This window comes from uncultured Methylibium sp., from assembly GCF_902826655.1.
Taxonomy (GTDB): domain Bacteria; phylum Pseudomonadota; class Gammaproteobacteria; order Burkholderiales; family Burkholderiaceae_C; genus Methylibium.
The window spans coordinates 136,780-163,290 of record NZ_CADEFR010000004.1 but is presented as its reverse complement, the minus strand read 5'-3'; the positions used below and the strand labels follow the sequence as shown (position 1 = coordinate 163,290).

General features: G+C 68.0%; 19 protein-coding genes, 1 tRNA gene and 3 pseudogenes. 12 read left to right on the top strand and 11 right to left on the bottom strand.

Features of this window, described 5'->3' with window-relative positions; translation table 11 throughout:
- Positions 1–3,087, bottom strand: a 3,087-nt coding sequence (mfd, locus tag QZV97_RS03715; protein WP_295638608.1) for a transcription-repair coupling factor, incomplete at its 3' end; no start/stop codon positions are given.
- A gap of 79 nt (positions 3,088–3,166) precedes the next feature.
- Here mfd and ispD point away from each other — a divergent pair.
- On the top strand, positions 3,167–3,874 hold the full coding sequence (gene ispD, locus QZV97_RS03710; protein ID WP_295638605.1) for a 2-C-methyl-D-erythritol 4-phosphate cytidylyltransferase: 708 nt from the start codon (positions 3,167–3,169) through the stop codon (positions 3,872–3,874).
- Between the two features lie 106 nt (positions 3,875–3,980).
- Positions 3,981–4,475 (top strand): 2-C-methyl-D-erythritol 2,4-cyclodiphosphate synthase, encoded by a 495-nt coding sequence (gene ispF / locus QZV97_RS03705; protein WP_295638602.1) that lies wholly within the window; start codon positions 3,981–3,983, stop codon positions 4,473–4,475.
- A gap of 46 nt (positions 4,476–4,521) precedes the next feature.
- Here the strand turns inward: ispF and QZV97_RS03700 are convergent, their stop codons facing one another.
- Positions 4,522–5,829 (bottom strand): sensor histidine kinase, encoded by a 1,308-nt coding sequence (locus QZV97_RS03700; RefSeq protein ID WP_295638617.1) that lies wholly within the window; start codon positions 5,827–5,829, stop codon positions 4,522–4,524.
- 157 nt (positions 5,830–5,986) lie between these two features.
- Entirely contained in the window at positions 5,987–6,724 is a 738-nt protein-coding gene (gene ompR, locus QZV97_RS03695) for a two-component system response regulator OmpR (protein WP_295638599.1), read from the bottom strand.
- Positions 6,725–6,895: 171 nt separating this feature from the next.
- On the opposite strand from ompR, the gene QZV97_RS03690 reads away from it, so the two are divergent.
- The gene (locus QZV97_RS03690; protein WP_295638596.1) at positions 6,896–7,612 is read left to right on the top strand and encodes an SIMPL domain-containing protein; all 717 of its coding nucleotides are present in this window, start codon (positions 6,896–6,898) and stop codon (positions 7,610–7,612) included.
- Here the strand turns inward: QZV97_RS03690 and QZV97_RS03685 are convergent, their stop codons facing one another.
- Positions 7,613–8,395 carry a 3-hydroxybutyrate dehydrogenase gene (locus QZV97_RS03685; protein ID WP_295638593.1) on the bottom strand — a complete coding sequence of 261 codons (783 nt, stop codon included), beginning with the start codon at positions 8,393–8,395 and terminating at the stop codon, positions 7,613–7,615.
- Positions 8,396–8,443: 48 nt separating this feature from the next.
- On the opposite strand from QZV97_RS03685, the gene QZV97_RS03680 reads away from it, so the two are divergent.
- The 3 genes from QZV97_RS03680 (at position 8,444) to QZV97_RS03670 (ending at position 11,678) form a co-directional block, all read left to right on the top strand.
- Positions 8,444–9,334: an alpha/beta hydrolase gene (locus QZV97_RS03680; RefSeq protein ID WP_295638590.1), complete on the top strand. Its 891-nt coding sequence runs from the start codon at positions 8,444–8,446 to the stop codon at positions 9,332–9,334.
- The gene (locus QZV97_RS03675; protein WP_295638587.1) at positions 9,331–11,562 is read left to right on the top strand and encodes a bifunctional (p)ppGpp synthetase/guanosine-3',5'-bis(diphosphate) 3'-pyrophosphohydrolase; all 2,232 of its coding nucleotides are present in this window, start codon (positions 9,331–9,333) and stop codon (positions 11,560–11,562) included. Before QZV97_RS03680 ends, QZV97_RS03675 begins: the two co-directional genes overlap by 4 nt.
- Before the next feature lie 39 nt (positions 11,563–11,601).
- Positions 11,602–11,678: transfer RNA gene (locus QZV97_RS03670), tRNA-Val, on the top strand.
- A 625-nt stretch (positions 11,679–12,303) separates the two neighbouring features.
- Here QZV97_RS03670 and QZV97_RS03665 read toward each other — a convergent pair.
- On the bottom strand, positions 12,304–13,440 hold the full coding sequence (locus QZV97_RS03665; RefSeq protein WP_295638584.1) for an IS110 family transposase: 1,137 nt from the start codon (positions 13,438–13,440) through the stop codon (positions 12,304–12,306).
- A 218-nt stretch (positions 13,441–13,658) separates the two neighbouring features.
- On the bottom strand, positions 13,659–15,200 hold the full coding sequence (locus tag QZV97_RS03660) for an IS3 family transposase (protein ID WP_295638582.1): 1,542 nt from the start codon (positions 15,198–15,200) through the stop codon (positions 13,659–13,661).
- Between the two features lie 140 nt (positions 15,201–15,340).
- Here QZV97_RS03660 and QZV97_RS03655 point away from each other — a divergent pair.
- Positions 15,341–15,838: pseudogene (locus QZV97_RS03655) on the top strand (IS21 family transposase); the annotation flags it as partial.
- Positions 15,832–16,277: pseudogene (locus QZV97_RS03650) on the top strand (IS110 family transposase); the annotation flags it as partial. The pseudogenes QZV97_RS03655 and QZV97_RS03650, both read left to right, overlap by 7 nt.
- Before the next feature lie 242 nt (positions 16,278–16,519).
- On the opposite strand, the gene QZV97_RS03645 reads toward QZV97_RS03650, so the two are convergent.
- The 5 genes from QZV97_RS03645 to QZV97_RS03625 are packed head-to-tail and all read right to left on the bottom strand — an operon-like array spanning position 16,520 to position 22,219.
- Positions 16,520–17,152, bottom strand: coding sequence for a histidine phosphatase family protein (locus tag QZV97_RS03645; protein ID WP_295638579.1), 633 nt, complete (start codon positions 17,150–17,152; stop codon positions 16,520–16,522).
- Positions 17,153–17,174: 22 nt separating this feature from the next.
- The gene (locus tag QZV97_RS03640) at positions 17,175–18,068 is read right to left on the bottom strand and encodes an NAD(P)-dependent oxidoreductase (RefSeq protein WP_295638576.1); all 894 of its coding nucleotides are present in this window, start codon (positions 18,066–18,068) and stop codon (positions 17,175–17,177) included.
- A gap of 11 nt (positions 18,069–18,079) precedes the next feature.
- Positions 18,080–20,659: a pyruvate, phosphate dikinase gene (locus tag QZV97_RS03635; RefSeq protein WP_295638573.1), complete on the bottom strand. Its 2,580-nt coding sequence runs from the start codon at positions 20,657–20,659 to the stop codon at positions 18,080–18,082.
- 22 nt (positions 20,660–20,681) lie between these two features.
- The gene (locus tag QZV97_RS03630) at positions 20,682–21,122 is read right to left on the bottom strand and encodes an HIT family protein (protein WP_295638570.1); all 441 of its coding nucleotides are present in this window, start codon (positions 21,120–21,122) and stop codon (positions 20,682–20,684) included.
- Positions 21,122–22,219, bottom strand: a complete 1,098-nt coding sequence (locus tag QZV97_RS03625; RefSeq protein ID WP_295638566.1) for an Ldh family oxidoreductase — start codon at positions 22,217–22,219, stop codon at positions 21,122–21,124. The genes QZV97_RS03630 and QZV97_RS03625 overlap by 1 nt, the downstream gene beginning before the upstream one ends.
- Before the next feature lie 540 nt (positions 22,220–22,759).
- Between QZV97_RS03625 and QZV97_RS03620 the strand changes: the two genes are divergently transcribed.
- From QZV97_RS03620 to QZV97_RS03605, 4 genes and pseudogenes are all read left to right on the top strand, one after another.
- Complete coding sequence (locus QZV97_RS03620; RefSeq protein WP_295638563.1) at positions 22,760–24,172, top strand: Rieske 2Fe-2S domain-containing protein; 1,413 nt, start codon at positions 22,760–22,762, stop codon at positions 24,170–24,172.
- An 86-nt stretch (positions 24,173–24,258) separates the two neighbouring features.
- Positions 24,259–25,272 carry a PDR/VanB family oxidoreductase gene (locus QZV97_RS03615; RefSeq protein WP_295638560.1) on the top strand — a complete coding sequence of 338 codons (1,014 nt, stop codon included), beginning with the start codon at positions 24,259–24,261 and terminating at the stop codon, positions 25,270–25,272.
- 11 nt (positions 25,273–25,283) lie between these two features.
- Entirely contained in the window at positions 25,284–26,135 is an 852-nt protein-coding gene (locus tag QZV97_RS03610) for a tyrosine-protein phosphatase (protein ID WP_295638614.1), read from the top strand.
- 26 nt (positions 26,136–26,161) lie between these two features.
- Positions 26,162–26,305: pseudogene (locus tag QZV97_RS03605) on the top strand (transposase); the annotation flags it as partial.
- Positions 26,306–26,511 lie beyond the last annotated feature (206 nt).

Genomic DNA, 26,511 nt, shown 5'->3' with positions numbered 1-26,511 from the left:
GTGCACGTCGCCGCAGTAGGCGTCGGGCAGCAGGGCGGGGGCGTGCAGGTTGATCTCGGTGCCGGTGTTGCCGGGGTTCAGCAGGTCGGCCACGTCGGCGCTGCGGCCGGCCTTGAGCTCGCGCACCGCGGTGGCCAGCATCTCGTTGTAGAGCTGGAAGCCGACCTCCATCATGTTGCCGCTCTGGTGCTCGCCCAGCACCTCGCCGGCGCCGCGGATCTCGAGGTCGTGCATCGCGAGGTAGAAGCCGGAGCCCAGTTCCTCCATCTGCTGGATGGCCTCGAGGCGCTGAGCGGCCTGCTTGGTGAGTCCCTCCACGTCGGGCACCAGCAGGTAGGCGTAGGCCTGGTGGTGCGAACGGCCGACGCGGCCGCGCAGCTGGTGCAGCTGGGCCAGGCCGAACTTGTCGGCGCGGCTCATCACGATGGTGTTGGCGGTCGGCACGTCAATGCCGGTCTCGATGATGGTCGAGCACAGCAGCAGGTTGTGCTTCTGGCCGACGAACTCGCGCATCACGCGCTCCAGCTCGCGCTCCGGCATCTGGCCGTGGGCGACCGCGATGCGCGCCTCGGGCAGAAGCTCGGCCAGCTTGCTGCGGCGGTTCTCGATGGTCTCGACCTCGTTGTGCAGGAAGTAGACCTGGCCGCCGCGCTTGAGCTCGCGCATCACCGCCTCGCGGATCACGCCGCTCATCTCGGTCCTGACGAAGGTCTTGATCGCCAGGCGGCGCTGCGGCGCGGTAGCGATCACGCTCAGGTCGCGCAGGCCTTCGAGCGCCATGCCCAGCGTGCGCGGGATCGGCGTGGCGGTCAGCGTCAGCACGTCGACCTCGGCGCGCAGCGCCTTCATCGCCTCCTTGTGGCGCACGCCGAAGCGATGCTCCTCGTCGATGATCAGCAGGCCGAGGTTCTTGAACTTCGTGTCCTGGCTCAGCAGCTTGTGGGTGCCGATGACGATGTCGATGCTGCCGTCGGCCAGCCCGGCCATCGCTGCCTTGATCTCCTTGGCGGAGCGGAAGCGCGACATCTCCGCGACCCGGACCGGCCACTTGGCGAAACGGTCGCTGATGGTCGAGAAGTGCTGCTCCGCCAACAGCGTGGTCGGCGCCAGCAGCGCGACCTGCTTGCCGCCGGTGACGGCCACGAAGGCAGCGCGCAGCGCGACCTCGGTCTTGCCGAAACCGACATCGCCGCACACCAGCCGATCCATGGGCCTGGGCGACACCATGTCCTGGATCACGGCGTGGATGGCGGCGCGCTGGTCGGGCGTCTCCTCGAAACCGAAGCTGGCCGCGAAGGCCTCGTAGTCCTGGGGCGAGAAGCGGAAGGCGTAGCCTTCGCGCGCCGCGCGTCGCGCATACAGGTTCAGCAGCTCGGCGGCCGTGTCGCGCACCTGTTCGGCGGCCTTGCGCCGGGCCTTCTCCCACTGGCCCGAGCCCAGGCGGTGCAGCGGGGCTTCCTCCGCGCTGACGCCGGTGTAGCGGCTGATCAGCTGCAGCTGCGCGACCGGCACGTAGAGCGTCGCCTGGTCGGCGTACTCGAGGTGCAGGAACTCGCTGGGACCCCCTTCGTCGTTCCCCAGGTCGATGTTCACCAGCCCCACGTAGCGTCCGATCCCGTGGTTCGCGTGCACCACCGGATCGCCGACCTTCAGCTCCGACAGGTCCTTGATCAGCGCATCGACATCGCTGGTGGCCTCCTGCTTGCGGCGCCGGCGCACGGTGGGCGCGCTGTCGAAGAGTTCGGTCTCGGTGACGAACTGGACATCGGATTCGATCCAGTGGAAGCCGGCTGCCAGCGGCGCCACGGTGATCGCGTAGCGGTGGTCGCCGGCCTCGAAGGCGGCCAGCGACTCCACGGCCGGCGGCTCGAGCCTGTGGTCACGCAGCAGCTCGAGCAGGCTCTCGCGGCGGCCGTCGCTCTCGGCCACCAGCAGCACGCGGTGCGCCGTCCTGGCGAGATGCTGCTCCAGCTTGCGCAGGGGGTCGGGCGTGTTGCGCTCGACGGCGAGGTCGGGCAGGGGGCGGGCCCACGCGTCGGCGGCGGCGCCCGGCTCGCCGCCGCGGATCGACAGCAGCGCCTGCTCGCCCGCGCGCGTGAAGAAGGCCTCGGGCGGCAGGTAGATCTCCTGCGGCGCCAGGATGGGGCGCTCGGGGTCGTGCTGCAGGAAGCGGTGGCGCTCGCGCGTCTCGGTCCAGAACTTCTGCAGGGCCGCGTCGACCTCGCCGTGCAGGACCACGGTCGCTGCGGCGCCGAGGTAGTCGAACACCGTCGCCGTCTGGTCGAAGAACAGCGGCAGGTAGAACTCGATGCCCGGGCTGGCGAGGCCCGCGCCGATGTCCTTGTAGACGCGCGACTTGCTGGGGTCGCCGTCCATCTTCTCGCGCCAGCGCGAGCGGAAGGCGGTGCGCGCCGCCTCGTCCATCGGGAACTCGCGCCCCGGCAGCAGCCGCACCTCGGGCACCGGGTAGAGGCTGCGCTGCGAGTCGGGGTCGAAGGTGCGGATCGAGTCGACCTCGTTGTCGAACAGGTCGACGCGGTAGGGCACGGCCGAACCCATCGGGAACAGGTCGATCAGTCCGCCGCGCACCGCGTACTCGCCCGGCGACACGACCTGGCTCACGTGCTGGTAGCCGGCGAGCGTCAGCTGCGCCTTGAGGCCGGCCTCGTCGAGCTTCTGCTTGTGCCGGAAGTCGAAGGTGTAGGCGGCGAGGAAGGACGGCGGTGCCAGCCGCACCAGCGCGGTGGTCGCGGGCATCAGCACCGCGTCGAGGTCGCCGTTCTTGTGCGCCTGCAGGATGCGCCACAGCGTCGCGAGCCGCTCCGAGATCAGGTCCTGGTGCGGCGAGAAGCTGTCGTAGGGCAGGGTCTCCCAGTCCGGGAACACCGCCACGCGCAGCCCGGGCGCAAAGAAGCCCAGCTCCTCGGGCAGCCTTTGCGCGTCGGCCGGGTCGGCCGTGACGACGGCGGTGAGCTGGCGTTCAGCCGCGCGCGCCTGCACGAAGCGCGCGAGCAGCAGCGCATCGGCCGAACCGAGCGGGCGGGGCAGCTGGAAGCGTTTGCCGGGGGCGAGGACAGGGAGGTGCATGGCGCCGGAGAAATGCAGATCGCCCCGCCGCGGGTGCAGGCGGGGCGATGAAGCAGGCGAATTCTAGAATCGGGCTTCGATGACCCTGGACTTGCCCTCGACCCCGCCGCGCTGTTATGCCCTCGTGCCCTGCGCCGGCGTCGGCGAGCGCGCCGGAGCCGGCGGCCCCAAGCAGTACCGCGAGATCGCAGGGCGCAGCGTCGTCGCGCACACCTTGTCGGCGCTGGCCCGCGTGCCGCGGCTCGCGGCGACGCTGGTCGTCGTGGCGCCGGACGACACCGTGTTCGAGCGGCATGTGCCGCAGGGACCGGCCTGGGTGGCCCGGGTCGGCGGCGCGAGCCGCGCCGCCACGGTCGCCAACGGCCTGGGCGTGCTGGTCGAGCGCGGTGCGCGCGACGACGACTGGGTGCTGGTGCACGATGCCGCGCGCTGCCTGCTGCAGCCGGCCGACGTCGAACGCCTGATCGTCGCCTGCGAGCACGACGCCGTCGGTGGCCTGCTGGCGCTGCCGGTGGCCGACACGCTGAAGCGCCAGGCCGACGACGACCGTATCGCCATCACCGTCGACCGCCGCGGCCTGTGGCAGGCGCAGACGCCGCAGATGTTCCGCCTGGGGCTGCTGCGGCGGGCGCTGGCCGAGGCGGGCGAAGGCGTGACCGACGAGGCCAGCGCCGTCGAGGCCCTGGGCCACGCGCCGCGGCTGGTGCCGGGCACGCTGGAGAACTTCAAGCTCACCTGGCCGGCCGACTTCGCGCTGGCTGAACGACTGCTGAGGACGCGCGCATGAGCACTGCGAAAGAGGGGCCCCGCTGCGCGGGGATCGAAGCTGTGCTCGTGCGGCCCAGCGCCGACGGCGCGGCAGTCGATGGTGCACGATCGCCCGGAGGCGCCACATGACGGCTCCGAACTTCCGCATCGGCGAGGGCTGGGACACGCACGCGCTGGTCGTCGGCCGCAAGCTGGTGCTGGGCGGCGTCGAGATCGCGCACAGCCACGGGCTGCTGGGCCACTCCGATGCCGATGCGCTGCTGCACGCCATCACCGACGCGGTGTTGGGCGCCGCCGGATTGGGCGACATCGGGCGGCTCTTTCCGGACACGGACCCGCGCCATGCCGGTGCGGATTCGCGCGTGCTGCTGGCCGAGGCGGTGCAGCGCGCGCATGCGGCCGGCTGGGTCGTCGGCAATGTCGACGCGACCATCGTCGCGCAGGCGCCGAAGATGGCACCGCACGTGCCGCGGATGGTCGAGTGCATCGCCGGCTGCCTGGGTGTGGCGCCGGCGCAGGTCAACGTCAAGGCCAAGACGGCCGAGAAGATGGGGCCGGTGGGCGAGGGGCGCGCCATCGAGGCGCGCGCGGTCTGCCTGTTGGTGGGCCGTGATCAGTGATCTGTGATCTGTGATCACGGCTCACTGATCACCGATCACTGCCCCGTCAAGGCGCCCGCTTCAGGCGGATGTGCGCGACCAGGCCGCCATCGCTGGCGTTGGCCAGCTCGAAGCTCCCGCCCATGCGCAGCACGGTCTTCTCGACGATCGCGAGGCCCAGGCCGGCACCGTTCGCAGCCGTGCGTGCCGCATCCCCACGGAAGAACGGCGTGGGCAGCTGCTTGAGCTTCTCCTGCGCGACGCCGGGGCCGTGGTCGCGCACGCTGACGATGACCCAGGGGCCGGTGCGCGCGTAGCTGACGACGACGCGCGCCCAGCCGGTGTCGGTGCCGCGGCCGTAGCGGCGCGCGTTCTCGAACAGGTTGCCGATGACGCGGCCGAGCTCGGTGTCGTCGGCCATCACGCGGGTGTCGATCGCGACGCGCGACTCGATGCGGATCTGCGTCGGGTCGCGGAAAGCGGCGATCTCGCGGTCGACCACGCTGGACAGGTGCACCGGCACCAGCTTGACCTCGCCGGGCCGCGCGTAGTCCATGAACTTGTCGATGATGGCGTCGAGCTGGTCGATGTCGGCCGCCATGTTGCGCTTGGCGTCTTCGTCGACGACGCTCATCTCGGTCTCGAGCCGCATCCGCGCCAGCGGCGTGCGCAGGTCGTGGCTGATGCCGGCCAGCATCACCGCGCGGTCTTCCTCCACCTTCGCGAGCTCGCGCGCCATGCGGTTGAAGCCCATGTTGACCTCGCGGATCTCGCTGGTCATCGTCAGCTCGTCGAGCTGTGATTCGTACTCGCCGTCCCGGATGCGGCTGGCCGCGAAGGACAGCTGCTTGAGCGGCCGGTTGATCAGGCCGGCGATCGCTGCCGAGCCCAGCGCCGTGGCCAGCAGCGCGATGCTGATCCACACGAAGTAGGTGCTGCCGGCCACCGCCTGCAGGCGCTTGGGGTCGGCCTGCAGCCAGTAGGGGTCGTTCTCGATCGTGAAGCCCACCCACAGCCCGGCGTTGCCGTTGACGCTGTTGGCGACGATGGTCTCGGGCCCCAGCCGCGAGCGCAGCGCCTGGCCGACGGCGCGGCTGAAGCGGTCGACCTCGAAGGGCTCGAACTGGTCCTTCGGCTCGCGCGGCACGACCTTGACGGCCTCCTGGTCGCTCATGGTCTTGACCACGGTGACGCGGTTGATCGCATCGGCGTAGCGCAGCGCGGCGCGCGACAGGTTCACCAGGCTGGCGATCTGCTGGGCCGATTGCACCGCGCGCGGCTCGAACTCCAGCGCCCGGAAGGTCTGCACCCAGGCGAACACGCCGCCGCCCAGCAGCAGGGCCAGCAGGATGAAGGTGCGCCAGAACAGGCTCATGGCAAAGCGCGGCAGGCGCAGCCGGAAGCGCTTCTTGCGCGGCCGCTGCGACACGTGCCGCGAGCTGCCGCGCGAGGCGCGGCGCACGCGCTCGCTCGATGTGGCCGAGTCGGCGGCCATCAGCTCATCTCATGGAGTGCGGAGTGGCGACGGCGCGTCAGGCCGCGCCGTCCGGCACGAACACGTAGCCCACGCCCCAGACGGTCTGGATGTAGCGCGGCTGGGCCGGGTCGGGCTCGATCATCTTGCGCAGGCGCGAGATCTGCACGTCCAGGCTGCGGTCGAAGGGCTCGAACTCGCGGCCGCGCGCCAGCTGCGCCAGCTTGTCGCGCGACAGCGGCTGGCGCGGGTGGCGCACCAGGGCCTTGAGCATCGAGAACTCGCCGGTGGTCAGCGCGATCTGCTCGCCGTCCTTGGTCAGGCGGCGCAGGGCGAGGTCGAACTCGAAGGGCCCGAAGCTGACGGTCTGCGGTTCCTTGGCGGGCGCGCCGGGCGCCTCCAGCGAGGGCCGGCGGCGCAGCACCGCGTGGATGCGCGCCAGCAGCTCGCGCGGATTGAAGGGCTTGGGCAGGTAGTCGTCGGCGCCGACCTCCAGGCCGACGATGCGATCGACGTCCTCGACCTTGGCGGTCAGCATGATGATGGGCGTGGTGTCGTTGTTGGCGCGCAGGCGGCGGCAGATCGACAGCCCGTCTTCGCCGGGGAGCATCAGGTCCAGCACGATCAGGTCGATGGTCTCGCGCGTCATCACGCGGTTCAGCGCCTTGGCGTCCTCGGCCAGCAGCACCTCGAAGCCTTCCTGCGTGAGGTAGCGGCGCAGCAGGTCGCGGATGCGGGCATCGTCGTCGACCACGACGATGCGGTCGGCGCGCTGGTTGTTGGCGGTGGCGTTCATCGCGACTCCATATTTGTAACAGCGGCGATTGTGCGCAGGGGTTTCGGGGTCCGCCGGGGGCTTTTCGCGTTGTTACATATCTTGCGCCCAGGCCTGGCGGGCTGTCGAGGGGGTGCTGCGGAGGGCTGTGCCACAGTGCCGGCCTCGTCCACGAACCCCGAAAGGATCCCCATGCCGAATGCAAGCCGCTCGTCGCTCGCCGGACTGGCCGCTGCGGCCGCGCTGACCTTGCCGCCCGTGCAGGCCGCCGAGCCGGCGCGCGAGAACCTGGTCAGCTTCAGCACCAGCGCCCAGATCGAGGTGACCAAGGACCTGCTCGGCATCACGCTGCAGGTCGTGCGCGACGGCAATGACTCCGCGGCGGTGCAGGCGCAGCTCAAGCAGGTGCTCGACGCCGCGCTGGCCGAGGCGAAGAAGGCCGCCGCGCCGGGCGCGATGGAGGTTCGAACCGGCGGCTTCTCGCTGTTCCCGCGCTATGGCAAGGACGGCAAGATCAACGGCTGGCAGGGCCAGGCCGAGCTGGTGCTGGAAGGCAAGGACAGCCAGCGCGTCGCGCAGACCGCCGGCAAGCTGGGCACGATGAACGTGACCAGCGTCGGCTACAGCATCTCGCGCGAGCTGGCCGAGAAGCACGAGGCCGAGGTCACCGCGCAGGCGATCCGGAAGTACCGCGCCAAGGCGCAGGAGTACGCGCAGCAGTTCGGCTTTGCGGGCTACCAGATCCGCGAAGTCAACGTGCAGGCCGCCGACCAGGGCGGCGGGCCGCAGCCCTACATGGTGCGTGCGAAGACGCAGATGTCGATGGCGAGCGACGCGCCGGTGCCGGTCGAGCCCGGCAAGGGCCTGATCACCGCGACCGTCAGCGGCAGCGTGCAGCTGACGAAGTAGCTACTGGGCGGTCCAGCCGCCGTCCACGGCCCAGGCCTGGCCGGTGACGTTGCCGCCGGCCGCCGAGCACAGGAAGGCGGCGAGTTCGCCCAGCTGCTCGGGCGTGGTGAAGCGCAGCGAGGGCTGCTTCTCGCCGAGCAGGTCCTTCTCGGCCTGTGCGACGGGGATGCCCTCGCGCGCGGCCCGGTCGTCGATCTGCTTCTGCACCAGCGGCGTCAGCACCCAGCCGGGGCAGATGGCGTTGGCGGTGATGCCGCTGGTGGCGGTCTCGAGCGCCACCGACTTGGTGAAGCCGACGATGCCGTGCTTGGCCGCCACGTAGGCCGACTTGTTGGCCGAGGCCACCAGGCCGTGCGCCGAGGCGATGTTGACGACGCGGCCCCAGGCCTTCCTGCGCATGCCGGGGATGGCCAGGCGCGTGGTGTGGAAGGCCGAGCTGAGGTTGATGGCGATGATCGCGTCCCACCTGGCGACCGGAAAGTCCTCGACCGGCGCGACGTGCTGGATGCCGGCGTTGTTGACGAGGACGTCGACGCCACCGAAGTCGCTGGCTGCGTAGGCCATCAGGGCCTCGATCTCGGCCGGCTTGCTCATGTCGGCGCCGTGGTAGCCGACCTTGATGCCGTGCGCCTTGCCGGCCGCCAGCACCTCGGCCTTCGGGCCCTCGGCGTCGCCGAAGCCGTTGAGCACCAGGTTCGCGCCCTGGCGCGCCAGCACCAGCGCGATCCCCAGGCCGATGCCGCTGGTGGAGCCGGTGACGAGGGCGGTCTTGCCTTTGAGCATGGAGTTCTCCGTTCCTTGGTTAGGATGATTATCGAATGGAGCCCCGACATGCATGAACCGCGCCTCGACTTCGTCCACTGCCTCGACGGACAGGGACTGCACCGCATGGCGTTCTGGGAATGGGGCGAGCGCGACAACCCCCGCGTGGTGGTCTGCGTCCACGGCCTGACGCGCCAGGGCCGGGACTTCGACACGCTGGCCCGTGCGCTGGCCGGCGACTGCCGCGTGGTCTGCCCCGATGTCGTCGGCCGCGGCCGGTCGGACTGGCTGGCCGACCCGATGGGCTACCAGGTGCCGGCCTACGTGGCCGACATGGTGAGCCTGCTGGCGCGGCTGGGGGTGCCGCAGGTCGACTGGGTCGGCACCTCGATGGGCGGCCTGATCGGCCTGGGCCTGGCCTCGCTGCGCGACCGCGAGGGCCGGTCGCCGGTGCGGCGGCTGGTGCTCAACGACGTGGGCCCGACGATCAACGCCGCGGCGGTGCAGCGCATCGGCGCCTACCTCGGCCTGCCGCGACGCTACGCCAACGTCGACGAGGCGGCCGACTATCTGTGGAGCATCTCGCAGGGCTTCGGGCCGCACACGCGCGAGCAATGGCTGGCGCTGACGCGGCCTCAGCTGCGCGCCGTGAAGGACGAGCAGGGCGAGGGCTTCGTCTCGGCCTACGACCCGCGCATCGGCCTGCCCTTCAAGGCCGTCACGCCCGAGATGGCCGCCGCCGGCGAGGCGCTGCTGTGGCAACGCTACGACGCGCTCGACTGCCCGACGCTGTTGCTGCGCGGCGCGCAGTCCGACCTGCTGTCGCCCGAGACCGCGCAGGCGATGACGCAGCGCGGTCCGAAGGCGCGCCTCGTCGAGCTGGCCGGCGTGGGTCACGCGCCGACCCTGGTGGCCGACGACCAGGTCGCGGTGGTGCGGGAGTTCCTGGGCGCGCCATGAAGACTGCGTTGGCGGAGTCGGCGCCGAACGCGGCTCCGATCGTCCTGCTGGCGGCCGGTGCCGCCGAGGGCTCGGGGCGGGACGACGACGTGCTGGCGCGCGCCCGCGCCTTCGCGGCGCCGCTGCTGGCCGGTGAGCGCTTCGACACCGGCGAGGACGCGCTGGCGCATGCCGACGGCGTCGCGGCGATCCTGCAGGCCGTCGGTGCGGCGCCGTCGATGCGCGCGGCGGCCTACCTCGTCTACGCCGGTGACTTCCTGACGCGGCCGGAGGAAGTGATCGCCAAGGCGTACGGCGAAAGCTACGCCAGCCTCGTCACGCACACGCGCAAGCTGGTGCAGGCGCAGCGCACCGCGCGCGAGGCGCTGGGCGATGCGCTGCTGGACGCCGCCCAGCAGGCGGCACAGGTGGAGCGCGTGCGCAAGATGCTGCTGGCCTTCTCGCGCGATCTGCGGGTGGTGCTGCTGCGGCTGGCCTCGCGGCTGCAGACCCTGCGTCACTATGCGGCCAGCAGGCAGCCGTGTCCGCAGGCGCTGGCGCGCGAATCGATGCAGGTGTTCGCGCCGCTGGCCAATCGCCTGGGCATCTGGCAGATCAAGTGGGAGCTCGAGGACCTCGCCTTCCGCTTCCAGCAGCCCGAGGACTACAAGCGCGTCGCCCGGCTTCTGGACGAGAAGCGCGTCGAGCGCGAGCAGGGCGTCGAGGCCGTGCGGGACCGCCTCGCGGCCGCGCTGACGGGGGCCGGGCTGCATGCCGAGGTGCAGGGCCGGCCCAAGCACCTCTACAGCATCTGGAAGAAGATGCAGGGCAAGCAGCTGAACTTCGAGCAGGTGCTGGACGTGCGCGCGCTGCGCGTCATCGTCGACGACGTGCCGGCCTGCTATGCCGCACTGGGCCGTGCGCACGAGCTGTGGCGGTCGCTGCCGGAGGAGTTCGACGACTACATCGCGCGGCCCAAGGCCAACGGCTACCAGTCGCTGCACACCGTCGTCTTCGACGAGCAGGGTCGCTCACTCGAGATCCAGATCCGCACGCGGGCGATGCACGACCACGCCGAGAGCGGCATCGCCGCCCACTGGGCCTACAAGGAAGCCGGCGCGCGCGGCTACGCCGGTGTGGCCGCGGCCGGCGACTTCGAGGAGCAGGTGGCGCAGGCGCGCAAGGCCGTGCTGCGCCAGCTGCTGGCCTGGGAGCGCGAGCTGGTCGAGCCGGGCGCCGCTGCGGGGCAGGGTCTCTTCGACGACCGGATCTACGTCTTCACGCCGCAGGCCGCGATCATCGAACTGCCGGCCGGCGCGACGGCGGTCGACTTCGCCTACAGCCTGCACACCGACCTGGGCCACCGCTGCCGCGGTGCGCGCGTCGACGGCGCGATGGTCACGCTGAGCACGCCGCTGCAGAGCGGGCAGACGGTCGAGATCGTCAGCGCGAAGGAGGGCGGCCCGTCGCTCGACTGGCTGAACGCCGAACTCGGCTACCTGAGGAGCTCGCGGGCCAAGGCCAAGGTGCGCGCCTGGTTCAACGCGCTGGCCCAGGCCCAGACGGTGGCGCGCGGCCGCGAGGCAGTCGAGAAGCTGCTGCAGCGCGAAGGCCGCACGTCGGTGAAGCTCGACGAGCTGGCCGAGCGGCTGGGGTTTCGCGATGCCGAGGCGCTGTTCGAGGTCGTCGGCAAGGACGAGTTCTCGCTGAGGCACATCGAGGCGTTGCTGCGCCCGGCCGAGCCGCCGCCCGACGCCGACGAGCTTCTGGCGCAGCGCCTGAGCCGCGGAGCCACGGCGGCGCCGGCGCGCGGTGGCGTGCTGGTGGTCGGCGTCGAATCCTTGCTGACCAGCATGGCGCGCTGCTGCAAGCCGGCACCGCCGGACGCGATCGGCGGCTACGTGACGCGCGGCAAGGGCGTCGCGATCCACCGCCGCGACTGCGCCAACTTCCGGCAGATGGCCGGGCGCGCGCCGGAACGCGTGATCGCGGTGGCCTGGGGCCGCGCCGGCGATGCCGTCTATCCGGTCGATGTGATCGTCGAGGCGGCCGACCGGCAAGGGCTGCTGCGCGACATCAGCGAGCTGTTCGCCAAGGAAAAGATGAACGTCGTCGGCGTGCAGTCGCAGAGCCTGCGCGGGACGGCGTCGATGGCCTTCACCGTCGAGGTCAACGACTCGGCCCGGCTGCAGTCGGTGCTGGCGGCGGTGTGCCGCATCGACGGCGTGCGCAGCGCGCGGCGCCGCTGAGGTCCGGCCATCGTCGCGTGCTAGACTGCGGCCCGCTTCAGGCGCGTAGCTCAGCTGGTTAGAGCACCACCTTGACATGGTGGGGGTCGTTGGTTCGAGTCCAATCGCGCCTACCAACACATGCGGTTGTCCGCGAGAGTGCCCACTAACAGGTGGGCATTCTTTTTTCCCAAATTCCCAAGTTCTTCCCAAAGTTGCTTTTGCCTGACCCCGGGCAGTGGCATCGCGAAACCGGTCGCGGAGCTGTGCCCAATTGGCGTTGCACAAGAGCGGGCTCTGTCGCGTGAGGTCGTGTCCCAGCGCATGGTGTAAGTCCACAGCCCCGGAGAGAGCTGAAGTGCGCGGTACTCAGCGAGCCACAGCGGACAGCCGAGCGGGAACAGTATCGCTTCTATGTGGACCCGGTAGTCAAGCCTCTTTCGGCGGCATCGATCAATGGAGCTTTATGTCGACCCCCCTCATGCAACGCGCGGTACCGTTCTGATCCATCCTGATTCGAGGTGGGGGTGTGATGAGCGTCGAGCCAGTGCTCGGACGAACTTCTATCCGTGCGGGTCGTGCAAGCCCCGCACCACATGCTGCATGCGCGTGAAGCGCACTGACAAACCCTGCTTACCGAGGCGCCCAATCTGAGGGGACGGTCACGCTCAGGTGACCCAACGATACTGCGGGCGCGTCGACCTTTGATCATGATGATTCGATCCAGTGCCGAGTGGTGTTCAGCCGCAGCTTCTCGATGGCTCAAGCGGCAAGCGGGTTGAGTTCGGCCCCAGCCGGGATCTCGCCGCGATCCAGGTAACGCCACAACGCGATCAGCAGCCGCCTGGCCAAGGCCACGATGCCCACGCGCCGCGAGCGCTTGCCGCTGCCTGCAAAGCGCTGGTTGAACCATTCACTCAGGGCGCTGTCGGGCTGGAAGCGCAGCCAGCTCCAGGCCAGCTCGACCAACAACGCCCGCACCCGCTTGTTGCCAGCCTTGCTTATGCCTTGCTCGACTTGGCTGTCGCCGCTGGCGTAAGGTGTGGGGGCCAACCCCACACAGCCCGCCAGCTCGCGCCGGTTGGCGAAGCGCCTCCAACCGAACAGCTCCTTGTCCAGCCGCCAAGCGCTCCTGACGCCGATCGCCCGCAGCCTGATGAGTTGCGCCACGATCGGCCGAACGCCGGCTTCGACTTCGTCATGCTGCGCGGCCACCAGTGCCTTGACCTGCTCCTGGACCAGCGCCAGCCGTGCGATCTCGCGCTCGATCTCGGCGCGAAGCGCCGGAGGCACCTGCATGCCTTGGGCGTCCCACCAACGTGCCCAGTCGCGCCCACCGATGACGGTATGCGAGCGCAGGTTGTGCAGCACGAGCAGAGACCCAATGCTTGTTGTGTGTTGCGTGCGCTCCTTCGATAGCCTGGCCAGTTCGCGGTCCCTGCGGCGCGCATCCTCCTGCTCGGCAGTGGGCTCACGCAGTACCGACCACACGCGCTCGCCGCGGCGGTGGCGCAGCAGCATCGCCACCAGCTTGAAGCCGTCGAGCCGGTCGGTCTTGGCACGCCTGGCACGGCGGTTCACTTCGATGCTGGCAGAGTCGACCACGATGTTGTCGATGCCTTGCTCGATCAGCCATCGGTGCAGCCACCAGCCGTCACGGCCGGCCTCGTAGCACGAGTGCACCTTGCCATGCGGATCAAGCTTGCAGCGCGCCCTGGCCTTGCGCACAACTTCCAGGACCGCCTTCTTGTCGCCGACGTCGACGCTGTACTGGCTCGGCGTGTAGAAACCATCGCTGGCCGTCACCTTCCACTTCTTGTCACCGAGCTCGAAGCTCACGCACAGGTCGCCACGCGTCACCGTATCCCTGCTTTGCAGGATTGCCATGGTCGTAGACATTTCCGGACTCCTTTACGAAACGAAGCTGGGAAATCCGTTGTAGCGCGACGCGTCTCGCGCTGCTTCGCCCTGGATCCTGCATAGCATCTGAGGCAATCGTCGAGGCGGCGTGTCGTCCGTCCATGCGCTTCGTCACCGTGAAGTCAGTTGAGCAGCAGGACATGTTGCCGCCGACCGAAAATTGACCCACCGGGGCTGCGGACGATTTCTTGGACTGGTTAGACCGCCAGACCGAGACTCCTTCGGTGCTCGAGCGGGCTGCGGAAGCCCAATGAGAGCTTGATTCTCTTCTCGTTGTACCAGCGGATGTAGGAGTCCAAGGAAGCGACGAACTCGTCGATGGTCGTGGTCATCCAGTCCCGCGGGTAGAACAGTTCGGTCTTCAGCCGCCCGAAGAAGCCTTCACACGCCGCGTTGTCCGGTGAACAGCCTTTGCGCGACATCGAACGCACCAGCTTCGCTTCGGCGATCCGTGAGAGCCACCCCGGCCACCGATAGTGGGCTCCGCGATCCGAGTGGATCACTGGTCGGACGTCGCTGGCCTCGACCGACTCGATGGCGGCGTCCAGCATCGTGTTGACGAGCTCAGCGTCTGGGCGCGTGCCGATCGTCCAGCTGACCACCATGCCGTCGAAGCAGTCGATCATGGGCGACAGGTACACCTTGCCCGCGGGGATCTGGAACTCGGTGATGTCGGTGAGCCACTTCTCGTTGGGTGCCGCGGCACTGAAGTCGCGGTTCAACAGGTTGGCCGGCGCTGGACTGATCTCGCCCAGGTACGAGCCATAGCGACGGCGCTTCGACGTGGCCGCGACCAACTGCTCTTGCTTCATCAGCCGCTGCACAACCTTCTCCGAGACGCGCAGGCGAAGTTCGCTCAACGACGCCTTTATGCGCCGGTAGCCATAGCAACGGTGATTGCGCTCGAAGATCTCGGCCATCGCCCGACGCACGTCGGCATACTTGTCTGCGACGTCGAGCTGCGCGCGGTGATAGAAGTAGGTGCTGCGCGCGAGGCCCACCTCGTTGAGCAAGTCCGTCAGCGTGTAGGTGTGGGTCAGGGCATCAACCAGCTGGGTCTTCTCCCGGTTCGTCAGGAGGCGCTGGTCGATGCCCACGTCTTTTTTTATGAGTTCATTCGCCTTCTTGAGCACGTCTTGCTCGAGCGGCAAGCGGCGGACGTTCCGGCGAAGCTCATCGAGCTGCTTCTCCAGCTCTGCTCGTTGGATATCTGGGGGGGTGGAGTCTTTCGGACGCTTCATGGATGCGGGTGGTGCCTCGGTACCGAGCAACTGGTTCTTCCAGTTGTACAACGTCGGCCTGCACACGCCAACCTTATCGGCAACCGCCTGCGCACCTCCCTGTCGCATGCACAAAGCGATGACTGCGGCATGCTTCACCTCGGGCGCAGGTGCCGGACGAACCTGGGATCTGCCAACGACGCGCGTGGTCTCCGGGTGCAGTTCCTGAATCCAGGTCGAAAGCGATCCTCGCGCGGGATAGCCCAGTGCCTGGATAGTCGCAGTGAGACAGCGCCCATGCTCCAGGTAGTGCTCGACCGCTCGCGCCTTCTGCGCCTGCGAATACTTCGGCGCTCGCTTGTACCCTGCGGCCAGGTCATGTCGTTGCGCGTACTCCTGATGCCAGCTCTTGAGTGAGTTCTTCGTCGGGTATCCCAACTGACGGATGGTGGGCCCGACCCGCAAGCCCAGCTTGATGTAGAGACGGACCGCTCGTAGTCGATCCTCGTACGAATACATGAACTACCTCCATGAAGTAGTCCAAGATTTCATCCGCAGGCCCACCTGTGAGGCCTGTGCCGACTGAAAACTGACCCAGGTGTTCAACCTACCCTGCCCGAGTTATTCACAACGGGGCGGGGGTATGAGGAGTGATCACCATGGCCATGATTGGCAAGGTCTTGAGGATGCACCGACGCGAGAAGAAGTCGGTGCGCGAGATCGTCAAGGCGACGAGCCTGTCGCGCAATACGGTGCGCAAGTATCTGCGCAACGGCAAGGCTGAGGTGCCGAAGTACCGGCGTCCGGCGGTGCCGACGAAGCTGACGCCGTTCATCGAGACGGTGCAGCAGGCGCTGCTGGCCGACGCGAGGCGGCCGAAGAAGGAGCGGCGCACGGCCAAGGCGCTGCATGCGCAACTGGTGGCTGCCGGCTACGAAGGCGGCTACACCCGGCTGACCGACTACATCCGCCAGTGGCGCGCTGCGCAAGGTGGCGTGGCGGCGGGCGATGCCTACGTGCCGCTAAGCTTCGCACTCGGCGAGGCGTTCCAGTACGACTGGAGCGAGGAGTCGCTGGTCATCGGCGGGGTCTACCAGAAGCTGCAGGTGGCCCACATGAAGCTGTGCGCGAGCCGCGCGTTCTGGCTGGTAGCCTACGCGAGCTGCGGCCTCGCGTCATCGCGATGGAGGCTTGCAGCTCTGCTCATCACTGGGCCCGACGCTTCCAAGAGCTGGGCATCGAGGTGCACCTTATCAGCCCGCAGTACGTCTCACCGTTCGTGAAGACGAACAAGAACGACCGCAACGATGCCGAGGCGATCTCGTCGAAGCCGCGTGCCGCCCGGCGATGCGATTCGTGACCGTGAAGTCGATCGAACAGCAGGACATGCAAGCGGCGCATCGCGTTCGCGAGCTGCTGGTCCATCAGCATACCGCGCTCATCAACCAGGTCAGGGGCCTGCTGGGTGAGCGGGGAATCACGATCGCGCAGTCGCCTGCGGCCTTCAAGCGAGCCTTGCCCGAGATCCTCAAGCAGTGCGACGACGAACTCACCAGCTTCTGCCAGGCACTGATGACGGAGCTGCTTCAGGAGGTGCCAGCCCAAGTGCCCAGAGGTTGATCGCCTCGGCCTACAGCGCCCGCGCAGGCAGCGACAGGCCGCTCTGCTCACCGCGTCGGGCAACGCGGAGCCCATCACGTTCGACTTGGTCATGCCCCATCTCCGCGGTGTAGGCTCACAGCCCGGACAACGCTGAACTGGACTGGCACTCAGTGCTTCTTTAGGTTTGCATGGCTGAGTGATATTGCTGATGGAGACTACTCTTTCGCCTGCGTGCGTCAAACGTCATCCAACGACTTACCGTCCAAATGCGCCACATCGGCCCAGAAATCCAGGCGCCACACGCCGCACTCGTAAGAAAACCCGTTGATGCTTCCGTTAACCATTTTGAACACGCGAGAGCCGACATGGGGCAAGCCCGTCGTGTGTCGATAGAGGCCGTCCAGCACCCCCCCGTGCGTGACGACGAGAATCCGCTGCCCAGCCCGCTGCGCCGCAAGTTCCTCCAAACATCCGAGGCTGCGGTCGAAGGCGGCTTGTGTGCTTTCCCCGCCGGGAATCGCAAAATTGACGTCTTCGTCGCTGTAGCGCCGATAGGCTTCCGGAAACTTGGCCTGCGCCTCCGGGCGTGTGAGGCCTTGGAAGATTCCGTAGTTCCGCTCGCGCAGCCTGGCATCAAACAGGACGGGCAGTTTCGTCTCGGTAGCGATGTAAGCAGCCGTCGCGCTCGCCCGGCCCAAGTCGCTGCTTACGAGCAGGTCGAACTGGATCTCGCCCAATCGCCTTGCGAGGGCCTGAGCCTGGGTGATCCCTTCCAACGTCAACGGGCTGTCCATGTGGCCCTGGATCCTGCCGTCTCGGTTCCACTCCGTCTCGACGTGCCGAACAACGACGAACTGCGTGGCAGCCATGCCATGTGCAACCGGCGCTGCGCTAGCCGGACTCAGCAACGCGAATCCCTGCAGTGGCTTCGTAACCCTTGACCACCGACGTGAAATTCTCTTCGCCCAGCCCGCGCCCAACGGCGTCACTGTACAGTGATGCGATGACCGGCGCGAGCCGCGCCGCGTAGTGTTCCTCGTTGGCGAGGTCGAGAATGAGGTTGATGTCCTTCAGCGCCAGGCTGGTCTTGAAGCTGGCGCCGTAGTCACCTTCGATGACCTTCTGGAACCCGCTGATGAAGTGCGCCGAACGTCCGCCCGAGACGGACAGGATCTCGTACAACCGCTTCGGTTCCATCCCGCACTTCACGCCCAGGACGAAAGCCTCGGCGGCAACGGCAATGTTGCCCAGAGACATCAGGTTGTTCACGAGCTTGACCGTCTTGGCGGTCCCAATGCCGCCGGTGCGGTTGATCTTCTTTGCCAGCACCTGCAGCAACTCGAGATGCTGGTCGATCAACTCGTCGGGGCCGCCCACCTGGAAGACCAGTTCCCCAAGGATCGCCTGCGGCGGCTCGCCGGACAGTGCGATGTCGAGGACTCGGATGCCGGACTTGGTCGCCGCCTGCGCGACCTCACGAATGGTGTTCGGGTCGATGGTGCTGGTCTCGATCAGCGTGCTCCCCGGCCGCGCCTGGGCGACCAGACCCTGTTCGCCCAAGTAGACATCACGCACGATGGCGGGATTCGGCAGCGACGTGACAACGACATCGACCTGCTGCGCGACCGCCGCGGGGCTGACCTGGATCCGGGCGCCGTGTTCCGCGGCGGCTTTCGTGGCCGCCGGCGAAAGGTCGAACCCGACAACGCCGATGCCGCGTTCGAGAAGGCGCCGGCACATTCCGCCGCCGATGTTTCCAAGCCCGATTAGGCCGATCTCTTTCATGGATTAACTCCTTAAGGATTTGTGTCAATTGCTCGTGGCGGCGACCAAACCGGAGCGCCTCCGGCGAGCGGGCCGAACGCGCCCGGTTGCGACGCCTGGCGCCCCAGCAGCAGCCGGGTGGCCGCGAGTCCGTTCATCTCGACGCCGAAGTTCCTGAAACCGCGCTCGGTGAAGAAGCGCACCACCTTCTCGCTGACCCCCCAGCCATAAAAGGTGACGCCGAACTCGCAAGCGTGTGCGCCCGGCGTCAGGGTAGGCATCAGCCGCTCGATTGCCTCGTCCACTTCATTGGCAGGGTCCAGCGGGATGAAGCCGTCGGCGATGTACGACTTCCATGCGTCCTGCGCGAGCATCAGGTCGTCGGGATAGCGGTAGATCGCGGCACACAGCGACCGGTAGTCGATCCAGGCCATGTCGACGTGGCGGGCGATGCGGGGCAACTCCAACAGCCCGTGCGGGCTGCGCGCGGCCACGCCGAGCCTGAGCTTGGTGCCGCCTGCCTCTCGGCATGCGGCCCTCAACGCGATCGCCTCGGCTTCTGTGTTGATGCCGCCGATCATCAGGATCACGTTGTCCGGGTAGCCGGTGGCCTCTTTCGCGCGCACCAGTCCTCGAATCTGCGCGCGCAGCAACTGCGGCGAGCCTAGCGGCAGCCAGATGGCCGGCGAGGGCGCGACGTCGGTGAAATCCGACACCGCCTCGCCTGCGACACCGCTGGATAGGTTGGCGATCCGCGCCGCGAAGGGCTTCGGATAGACGGCCCGCATGACGTCGGCCAGGGCCTCCGCGATCACTTCCTCGAGCGCGACCAGCGCGTTGGAGTTGGAGTCCGCCGATGTCACACCGCGCTTGTAGGCCGACACCGCATCGACCAGCGTTTCGAATCCCGCGGTCGCGGCCAGCGTCTCGTCGATGCGGGTGCCGATGCCGTGGGCGCCGGCAGCGATCGCCTGACGCGCCATGTCCGGCGTGGAGACCCGGTTGAAGACGGTGCAGCCGCTGAGGTCGTCGGCCAGACCCAGGATGGCGCCGATGTGGTTCACCGAATCGGTGCTGCGGGCGCCGGTCGACAACGCCCCTTCGAACACCTCGCCAGTGGAGCCGTCGAGCGAGACGACGGCGCCTTCCGGCAGTTCGCGGTCGGCCACGCGGACCACGCGCCGTTCGGGGTCGATGTCAAGCGACTCGCAGCCGACGATGCACGGCTTGTCGAGTGCGCGCGCCACAACCGCCGCGTGACTGGTCGAACCTCCTCGGGCCGTCACAATTCCCCGCGCGGCGAGCATCCCGTGCAAGTCCCGTGGGCTCGTGAACAGCCGCATCAGGACGACCGGGTCTCCTCCAGAGGCCATCTGCTCGGCCCGATCCGGGTCGAAAACGATGCGTCCGCTGACCTGCCCCGGCGACGCGCCCGTGCCCACCGCCAACCTCGCACCCCCGGCGCGCGCCGCCTCGACGGCCTCCACGAGGAACCGCGGGCGAAGCACTTGGCGCAGATGATCGGCCGTCACGCGCTGCAGCACGGTCTCGCGGTCGACAAGACCCTCCTCGTACAGATCCCACGCGATCCTGATCGCCGCCTCGGCTGTCCGCTTGCCCGGACGCACCTGCAGCAGGTAGAGCACGCCCTCCTGAACCGTGAATTCAATGTCGAGCACGTCCCCGTAGGTCTTCTCGAGCGAACGCGCCAACGAGTGGAACTGCCCGATCAGCTCCGGATAGCGGCGCCCCACATCGTCGAGCGATTCCGGGGTGTGCGTTCCCGCGACGATGTCCTCCCCCTGGCCGTTCTCGAGGTACTCGCCGAACAGCTTCGGCGAACCGTCCCGCGGGTCGCGGGTGAAGGCCACGCCCGTCCCCGACGGGCTGCCGAGATTGCCGAAGACCATCTGCTGCACGACCACCGCCGTGCCCAGATCGTGCGCGATTCCGTGATGGTCGCGATAACGGATCGCACGGCGCGAGTTCCATGACTCGAATACCGCGACCACCGCCTGTCTGAGCTGCGCCCACGGGTCGGCCGGAAAGGTGCCGGACGTACCCACGCCTTCGGCGACGAGTCGGACAGCTGATCGCAGCGACCTCTCGTCCTCGACGGTGTCGAGGCTCGCACCGTCGGCGGCGCTCTCGTCGGCAGCGCCAAGCACGATGTCGGCGAACATGCGCGCGAAACGGGCGAAGGTCTCGGCGGCGAAGCGGTAGCGGCCGCCGGTCGCCTTCGCCAGCGCAACCGTGGTCTCCTCGTTCATCCCGAGGTTGAGGACGGTGTCCATCATGCCCGGCATGCTCACCGGCGCGCCCGAGCGGACTGACACAAGCAGCGGCCGCGGCCCCTTGCCGAAGCCGCAACCGGTCCGGGCCTCGAGTTGATGCACGGCCTGGACGATCTCGCCCCACAGCGCCTCGGGAACCGCACCGTCCTTGCTGACCCGGCAGGCCTGCGTCGTGATGACGAAACCCGGCGGCACGGGAAAGCCCGCGGCCGTCATCTGGACCAGTCCCGCGCCCTTGCCGCCGAGCGCGGCCGCGTCGAGATGCGTGGCCTCGGCGAAGGAATAGACGAAGCGCTCGGCGGCGGCGACACTGGTCATCGACTCTTGTCTCCCTTTAGTCCTAGTTGTCCGCGGCATCGAGCAACTCCCGGATGCGCGCCTTTATCTGCTGCGCGCTGGCCTCGTCGAGTTCAGCCTGCGGCTGCGGATGCAGCCACGCCGGTACGCGTGGGTTGGGCTCGTCCTGCCGGCGCGGGATCAGATGGCAATGCACGTGCGGATCTGCATTGCCGAGGATCTCATAGTTCATCTTGAAGGCGCCGGTCGCCACTTTGATGGCGCGTGCCGCGCGGCTCATGTCCTCGACGAACCCCTGCCGTGCCGCCGCCGAAGCCTCGAACAGCTCGGTAGCGTGCTCGCGCAGCGTGAGGACGCAGCGGCCGGGGAAGCGCCGGTCCGAGACCAGACTGAGCTCGCTGACCCCCAGCCTCGCGATCGGCTCCCCCATCCTGAACCCGCAGCTGGCACAGGCCCAAGCCGCCGGAGCCGGTTTCTGCGCCATCACGGCATCTCGTGCGTGACCAGCGTCGCCGACGGTACGGGCGCGCCGACCTCGCGGGCCACGGCGTCGAGGGCCTCAAGCGTCGTGACCGCCAGCGGCAGCCCGTCCCGCAACCGCTGAGCCGACAGTTCAGCCTCGATCTCGCCGGGCATGTAGATGCGCTGCACGCCCTCGGCGCGCGGCGCGTTGCGCAGAGCCGACGCCAGCTCGCTGGTGCGGCGCAGGAACGCGTCGCGGTCGCCGAAGGCGCCCGGATCCAGCGCTTGGACGAAGTGGCCGCACTTCCACGAATCGTGATGGTCCGCACCCATCACGAGCTTTGGCGACACTTCGAAGCTGAAGAGGGCGCCGGCCAAGGCGCCGCAGACGACCTCGTTGGCGACGATCAGCGCCGAGCCCTTGTGCTGGCCGATGGGCAGCAGGTAGCCCTCGAGTGCGATCTTCGGGTCGGTCGTCGGATTGCCGTCGGGCCCGACAGCCCAGTCGGCCGGGATCGTGCCGCCTCGCTGGGCGGCCAGCCGGATCTTCTCCTTCACGCCGGTGAACGCGGTGTCCACGACGATCGGCAGGCCTTCGAGGGTGGGGAAGGCCCAGCCGACCGGGTCGTTCGACAGCACCGGCCTGCGGCTGCCCCACACCACGGTGTGCGGCGGCCCGTCGGTCGTGGCGTAGCCGATCATTCCCGCCTCCAGCGCCATCATCGGGTAGAAGGCCGCCGGTCCGAAGTGATTACTGTTGCGCACCGCCACAGTGCCGCTGCCGTGTTCGGCGGCAATCGTCATGGCCTCCTTCATCGCGCGGCGCGCCGACAGGAAACCCAGTCCATTGTCGGCATCGACGACGGCCACCGCGCCGCGTCGGTGGACGACGCGGATGTCCGGCTTCGGGTTCAGATGGCCGCGGGCGATGCCGCGGACGTAGCGCGGCGTGAACTGGACGCCGTGCGATTCGACGCCGCGCAGATCGGCGAAGACGACGACCTCGGCGATCTGGTCCGCATGCTCGGCGGACACTCCGACCGCCTGGAACAATGCGGCCACTTTCTTCCTCAGCTCGCCGCTGTCGACGAGAACCTTCTTGATGATCGGTGCGTTCATGGCTGATCTCTCCCCTTGCTGATGAGCTTGTAGACGGAAAGACTATGGTCAAACGGCGGGCTGCCGTCTCTAGCTCGGAGCGAGCAAAACGCCCCTGTGTCTTTGTCCGCGACCGCACATGCCACCGGGCGCGGCGTACGCCGCGCGGGGGCTCAACGGGATGCGATGGCTCGTCCGGTCTTCCAGCGCCGGCTCCCGGGCGGTAATGGGCGCACATCGGCGGTGCCGGTCGACGTCGGCACTGCGATCACGGCGTGCCGGCAGGGAAGCGCTGACTTGTTCGGGCCCTCAAAGCGCGCGCCGACAGCCAGCAACGACCGCATCTCGCCGCGATGACGGCCTGTGCGCGATCAGCCGCGTCATGCTGCGCCGATGTCGTGTTTTTCAGCGCTCTTTAGCACTGCCTGCCAACGCCTGGCGCCGTTTTTGTCCGACTGCGCCAAAGACGTCGCGCCTACCGCTGGCTAGACTGGCTCGGCAAACTGCGGATGGCAAGCCGCCCCGAATTGAGGGCGCTCCGGATTGCGAGGAGATCTTCAGATGGGTAAGATTGAAAGTTTGGCCGCGGCCGGGCAGGGGATGGCCTACAGCGGGTACCAGCTGCGCGACCTGCAGAATGCCGCCCCCACGAACCTGGAAATCCTTCGTACGGGCCCCGGCACGCCGATGGGCGAGTACATGCGCCGCTACTGGCAGCCCGTATGCCTGTCGCAGGAACTGACCGACGTGCCCAAGGCGATTCGGATCCTGCACGAGGATCTGGTGGCATTCAGGGACCGCCAGGGCAACGTCGGCGTGCTGCACCGCAAGTGCGCCCACCGCGGGGCCTCGCTCGAGTTCGGCATCGTGCAGGAACGCGGGATCCGCTGCTGCTACCACGGTTGGCACTTCGACGTCGACGGCAAACTGCTGGAGGCGCCGGCGGAACCCCCCGACACCAAGCTGAAGGACACCGTCTGCCAGGGCGCCTATCCGGCCTTCGAGCGCGACGGCCTGGTGTTCGCCTACATGGGGCCGGCGGATCGCAGACCGGAGTTCCCGGTGTTCGACGGCTACGTGTTGCCGAAGGGAACGCGGTTGATTCCGTTCTCCAATGTCTTCGACTGCAACTGGCTTCAGGTCTACGAAAACCAGATCGACCACTACCACACCGCGCTGCTGCACAACAACATGACGGTCGCCGGCGTGGACTCGAAGCTGGCCGACGGCGCGACGCTGCAGGGGGGCTTCGGCGAGATGCCAATCATCGACTGGCACCCGACCAACGACAACAACGGCATGATCTTCACCGCCGGCCGGCGCCTGTCGGACGACGAAGTGTGGATCCGAATCTCGCAGATGGGCCTGCCGAACTGGATGCAGAACGCCGCCATCGTGGCGGCGGCGCCGCAGCGACACTCCGGCCCGGCGATGTCGCGTTGGCAGGTGCCGGTCGACGATGAGCACTCGATCGCCTTCGGCTGGCGCCACTTCAACGATGAGGTTGACCCGGAGCACCGGGGAAAGGTAGATGAGTGTGGGGTCGACAAGATCGACTTCCTGATCGGTCAGACTCGGCATCGGCCTTATGAAGAGACGCAGCGGGTTCCGGGCGACTACGAAGCCATCGTCAGCCAGGGGCCGATAGCCATCCACGGCCTTGAGCATCCCGGCCGATCGGACGTGGGCGTGTACATGTGCCGCTCGCTGCTTCGCGACGCGGCGGCCGGCAAGGCGCCGCCCGACCCGGTGCGCGTGAAGGCCGAAGTGGGTGGCGGGCAAACGCTGCCGAGATACACCTCAGACAGCCGGCTGCGGATCCGTCGCCGCACGAGCCGAGAAGCGGACAGTGACGTCATCCGCAAGGCGGCGCACCAAGTCTTTGCGATCATGAAGGAGTGCGACGAACTGCCGCTCGAGCAGCGCAAGCCGCACATCCTGCGGCGCCTCGATGAGATCGAAGCGAGCCTCTGATCGACGCCCCGCGCAACCCCTGGCTCGACCCCGGAGCGGTGCCGGCATCCGCTGAACCGACGGCGCAGGCCGGGGCCGAGAGCGACATGTACCAGTTGAGTCACACCGGCAAGTACCCGAAGACGGCGTTGAACCTGCGGGTCCGGCAGATCACTTACCAGGGGATCGGCATCAACGCCTACGAATTCGTGCGCGAGGACGGCGGCGAACTGGAGGAGTTCACCGCCGGGGCCCACGTGGATCTGTACTTTCGCGACGGACGCGTACGACAGTATTCGCTGTGCAACGATCCCGCCGAGCGTCGGCGGTACCTGATCGCGGTGCTGCGCGAGGACAACGGGCGCGGGGGGTCGATCGCGATCCACGAGCGTGTGCACACGCAACGACTCGTCGCGGTCGGACACCCGCGCAACAACTTCCCGCTGATTGAGGGGGCGCCCCACCAGATCCTGCTGGCCGGCGGCATCGGCATCACGCCGCTGAAGGCCATGGTGCATCGGTTGGAAAGGATAGGCGCGGACTACACCCTGCACTACTGCGCGAAGTCGAGCGCCCACGCGGCGTTCCAGGAGGAACTCGCGCCGCTGGCCGCCAAGGGGCGCGTGATCATGCACTTCGACGGCGGCAATCCGGCCAAGGGCCTGGACATCGCGGCGCTGCTGCGGCGGTACGAGCCGGGTTGGCAGCTCTACTACTGCGGCCCCCCCGGGTTCATGGAGGCCTGCGCACGTGCCTGCACCAATTGGCCCGCCGAGGCGGTGCACTTCGAGTACTTCGTCGGCGCGCCGGTGCTTCCCGCCGAGGGAGTCCCCCACGACATCGGCAGCGATGCGCTGGCGCTCGGGTTCCAGATCAAGATCGCCAGCACGGGAACGGTCCTGACGGTACCGAACGACAAGTCGATCGCGCAGGTGCTTGGCGAGCACGGCATCGAAGTACCGACATCATGCCAGAGCGGCCTGTGCGGTACGTGCAAGGTCCGCTATCTCGCGGGCGACGTCGAGCATCGGGATTACTTGCTGTCCGCCGAGGCACGCACGCAGTTCCTGACCACCTGCGTGTCGCGCTCGAAGGGCGCGACGCTGGTCCTGGATCTTTGAAGCCGCGCGCCATGCGAACGCACTGCGATGCACCGGCCTCACCCCAGGCGGGCTCAACCGGCGACTTGGCGCGGCGCCGGGTTCCGCTGCAAGGCGCTGTGAACTTCCGCGACCTCGGCGGCTATCCGGTCGGCGATGGGCGGCGGACGCGCTGGGGCCGGCTGTTCCGATCCGACTCGTTGGGGGCGCTGACTGAAGAGGACTTGGCGCTCGTGGCTGCACTCGACCTGTACCGCGTCGTCGACTTCCGCCTTCCGCACGAGCGCGAGTTGCATCCCAACCGGCTGCCTGTTGGTGCCGGCCCCAAGGTCACGGAGATCGGCTTCTGGCCGGACGGCGTACCTGAAATGTTGAAGGCCCTGCGCGAGTTGCGCATCGACGCCGCAGGGATTGAGCGCGCCGTAACCGGGCATTACCGACGCTATGCGGTGCACCATTGTGCCGAGTATCGGCGCATGCTTGAAGCGGTGGAAGAGGCGGCGGGGCGGCCGACGCTGATCCATTGCGTGAGCGGCAAGGATCGCACGGGTTTCGGTGCGGCGGTCATCCTGATGGCGCTCGGCGTACCTCGAACGGTGATCGTCGAGGACTACCTGCTGACGAACGACTGCAGACGTGACATCGGGCACTTGATGCCGTCCGGAACGACCGAGTCGGTGGCCGAGGCGTTCACCGCCGCCAGGCCGGCCTATATCGAGGCCGCGTTCGAGTCGATCGACACCGCGTTCGGTGGCGTCGACGATTACCTCGCCCGCGGGCTGGGATTTGGCGAGCAGCGCCTGCAGCGCCTGCGCGAGTGCTTGACCGAATCGGCCACGGGCAACGCAAGTCTGCTCTCGCCGAGAAGGGCCGGCAACCCGTGAGAGTGGCGCGTCACAAGAGTGGGTCGCGAACGCGCAGCGCCGGCGTGCCTGATGAGGTCGCCTTCGCCACCAAGACGCAGATCGCGCTCGAGCAACTCCGCAGGCTGCTTGGTCAAAGCGCCCCGCGCCATTGGGTGCTGGCCGATGTCGACTACGGCGTAGACACGGCGTCTGTCAGGCACTTTGCGACATGGGACTCGTTCCGCTGAAGCTGCGGCCGGCAGAACAGCAGGCGTTGCAGGAGGCCGCGCGGATCGCCGAGTTCCCGACCTCTCGCTGAATTCAGCCTCGCGTCCGTGCGGCGCGTGGTGCTAACGAATTGCCCACGAGACGATGGGGCAATACCGTGGTTCGTACGTACTCAAGACCGATAGGA